Source organism: Cryobacterium sp. 10I5, assembly GCF_035019865.1.
GTDB classification, from domain to species: Bacteria; Actinomycetota; Actinomycetes; order Actinomycetales; family Microbacteriaceae; genus Cryobacterium; species Cryobacterium breve_A.
In genome coordinates this window covers 1-2,927 of record NZ_JASJVI010000172.1, presented here as the reverse complement: position 1 = coordinate 2,927, position 2,927 = coordinate 1, and the positions used below count along the sequence as shown (strand labels likewise).

Below are 2,927 nucleotides of genomic sequence, written 5' to 3'. Positions count from 1 at the left end.
AGCCCGGCGGGACGAAGGAGGCCGGTCGTTTGCGGCGCTCCTCGTGCGCCGGGGTTCGAGGCGGCTGGTGCGGCTGGGCGGGGGGACGCTGCTGCGACTGCGACTGCGACTGCTGCGGCTGCGCTGTCGGCTGCGCGGGCTGCGGCGGCGCGACGGACTGCTGCGGCGCCTGCTCGCCCGGTGCGCGAACGTCGCCCTCCGCTGCCGACCCGGTGCTGTGCCGCGGCCGGGCCGGGGGAGTCCCGACGCCAGGGGCGCCCGGATCGTGCTGCGGGCTGGCCCGGTAGAACGTGTCGGGGTGCGGTGTGTGGCGGTCGTCCGGGAAGGTATCGGCGTTCCGGGGGTCACGCCGGTCCGCCGGCGGACGGCGGCGGTCGTTCGGGTACGGCAGTCCGACCCTGCCCGGGTCACGGCGATCGACAAAGGCCCTGCGCCGATCGATCGGCACCGGCAGCGGTGCCCCGTACTGCGGGTTCGGGCGTGCTGCCGGGTTCTGCGGGTCCTGGGCCGGCGGATGCGGCTGCACCGGCGGGTATTGGAAGCTCGCCGGATCGAGCGGGTTCGACGCCGTCCCAGGCGCCTGGCGCGGGATCCTGCTGTCTCGCGGATCCATCGGCGTGCGCCGTATCGGCGAGGGAGGCGGCGGCACGGGCCCGCGGCGGATGTACGGGTCGTCGGGTCCGCGGGTGGTCCAGCCGGCACGCGGACCGAACTGGGCCTGCGGGTTCTCGGCCGGGCGCTGCTGCTGGTACGGCTGCTGCACCTCGCGGGCCTCGCCGCCGCGCGGGTCTCCCGCCGGGGCTGCACCCGCTCCGGGAGCGCCTGGAACTCCGGGAACGCCGGGTGCGGCAGGTCCGGATGTCGCAAACGAGCCGGTGGTCGTGGAGGCCCGCGACGGCGTGGCCGATCCGGTGGATCCGGCCCTGCCGCTGGGAGGCGTGGCTGGGCCGGAAGGGCCGGAAGGGCCGGTGGCCGGGGCCGCGCTGTTCGCGGGACCCGGAGCCGCGGCCTGCCGGGCCGCAGCGGGCGGGCGCGGCGGCATTGCGGCATCCGTGCGCCTGGCGGCCACCCGGTCGAGTTCGCCGTAGAGCACGTCGCGCGCGGCGGACATCCGCACGAATTCACTGGTCGCGGCCGTGATGGTCTCCGCGGAGGCCCCGGCGAGGAGGTCGGGGTGGTGCGCCCGCGCCTGCTTGCGGAACTGCTTGTCGATCTCGACGCGGCTCGCGCCCGCCGGTACGTTCAGGAGCTCGGCGGCGATCTCCGGGGTCATGACAGCGGGCCGAACGAGCGCAGGTACTTGTTGTACGCCAGGCGCTGCAGGGTGTGCTTGTACTGGGGCGCGAGGGCGCGCACCCGGTCGAGCAGGCCGTCGTCGATCTCCTTGAGCCGCGAGCCCGCGCGGATCGTCAGGATCGGACCCGCGACGATCGCCGCGACGAAGACGAGGAAGAGGGCATTGTGGGTGGCCGCGAGGCCGAGCACGGTCAGGAGCAGGCCGCCGACGAGGACTCCGACGCCGATCCAGAGGGACCGTTTCGCCGGGGCGAGGTTCTCCTCAGCGAAGCGCGCCCAGCCTTCTTCCGAGCGGGTCCAGAACACCCAGCCTGGGGGTGCGGGGGAGCATTCCGGCACCGGAGTCCAGCCGGCGGGCGGCTCCCAGCCCTGGTTGCCCGCAATCCAGTCGAGGGTCGGCGTCGGCCACCGCGGCGGGCGCTGGAACTCCAGCGGCAACGGATCGGGAAGCGGGGGGGCGTCGGCCATAGACCCAGATTAGTGGCATCGCGGTCCGCTTCGTCCCCCGAATGGGTGGTCTTCCGGGGAACACGAACCGAGAACAATGAAGAATAAGTCCCCCAAAAAGGGGACACGGATGCCCTCCGTATGCCACTATGTGTTCAGCATATTCATGCAGACGGCTACCCGACCCGAAAGTTCCACCATGTCCCGCTGGTTTACCCGAATTGCTGCCGTCACCGGTGTCGCCGTTCTGTCCCTTACTCTCACCTCGTGCACGAGCATCGCCGCGCTCATCGGCTTCGCGCCGATCGATCCGGCCAGCCAGGTCTCGGCCACGGCCGTGCCCACGGCCACCAAGGCTCCCCTCGTCTTCGACTCCGTGTTCACCGACATGGGCTCGATCCACCCGACCATCCAGCTGGCGCCTCAGCTCGAACTCCAGCTCGACATGTGGACGGAGCAGAAGACGCACGAGTGGTACACGGACAGCGACAAGCGTTTCTCGTTCGTGATCAGTGTCTTCGACCGTTCGCAGGCGCCGGAGGCCGCGTTCGGCACGAAACGCCACGTCTACATGTCCAACGTCACGGTCACTGCGACGACCACCACGACGAGCGGTGCGAGCGCCACGCCGTTTGTGCTCAACGTGAACCCGATCGCCGCAACCCTCGACCCCGAGGCCCTCACCGGCCCCGGCGGACTGCTCGTCACCTCGCCGAAGGGCGGCTTCCAGCTCGAGTCCAACCCCATCGGGGTGCTGACGCCGGACACCTACGGCCTGACCCTCGACTTCGCGATGACCATCGCCGGTGAGTCCACGGCCGGCGGCGGCGCGACGGTCACCCAGATCGTGCACCAGGCGATCCCGGTCGCCATCTTCAAGCGCATGTAACAACGGCACTGAGAACTGCCGGCGCCGCAGGCGCAGGAAAGGCCCGGAACGGCGAGATCGCCGCTCCGGGCCTTTCTGTTGTGTGCCCGCCCGAGAAATGACGGGCTCAGCGCAGCGGATGCCGCGGTGTATATCTACCGGGTGGGCTCGGTGACCGTGTTCTTCTGCAGGGTGACCGCGGTCTGGGACAGCAGGCGGCCATCGACCGTCGCGCCGGTCTTCAGGGCGATGAGGGACTTGCCGAGGAGGGTGCCCTCGAAGTGGGCCGTCCGGGCCCCCCCGCCGGCCGCCGCCG

Annotated in this window: 4 protein-coding genes; 1 reads left to right on the top strand and 3 read right to left on the bottom strand. The window is 71.4% G+C overall.

Features of this window, described 5'->3' with window-relative positions; genetic code table 11:
- Both QN350_RS19425 and QN350_RS19420 read right to left on the bottom strand, forming a co-directional pair.
- Nucleotides 1-1,273 (bottom strand): J domain-containing protein (locus tag QN350_RS19425; protein ID WP_323517157.1); only part of this gene is annotated, 1,273 nt, incomplete at its 3' end.
- Nucleotides 1,270-1,764, bottom strand: a complete 495-nt coding sequence (locus QN350_RS19420; RefSeq protein WP_322137761.1) for a hypothetical protein — start codon at nt 1,762-1,764, stop codon at nt 1,270-1,272. The genes QN350_RS19420 and QN350_RS19425, both read right to left, overlap by 4 nt.
- A gap of 178 nt (nt 1,765-1,942) precedes the next feature.
- Between QN350_RS19420 and QN350_RS19415 the strand changes: the two genes are divergently transcribed.
- Nucleotides 1,943-2,632 carry a hypothetical protein gene (locus tag QN350_RS19415; protein WP_281535631.1) on the top strand — a complete coding sequence of 230 codons (690 nt, stop codon included), beginning with the start codon at nt 1,943-1,945 and terminating at the stop codon, nt 2,630-2,632.
- Between the two features lie 134 nt (nt 2,633-2,766).
- Here the strand turns inward: QN350_RS19415 and QN350_RS20065 are convergent.
- The coding region (locus QN350_RS20065) for an ice-binding family protein (protein ID WP_416347748.1) at nt 2,767-2,927 on the bottom strand (161 nt) is incomplete at its 5' end.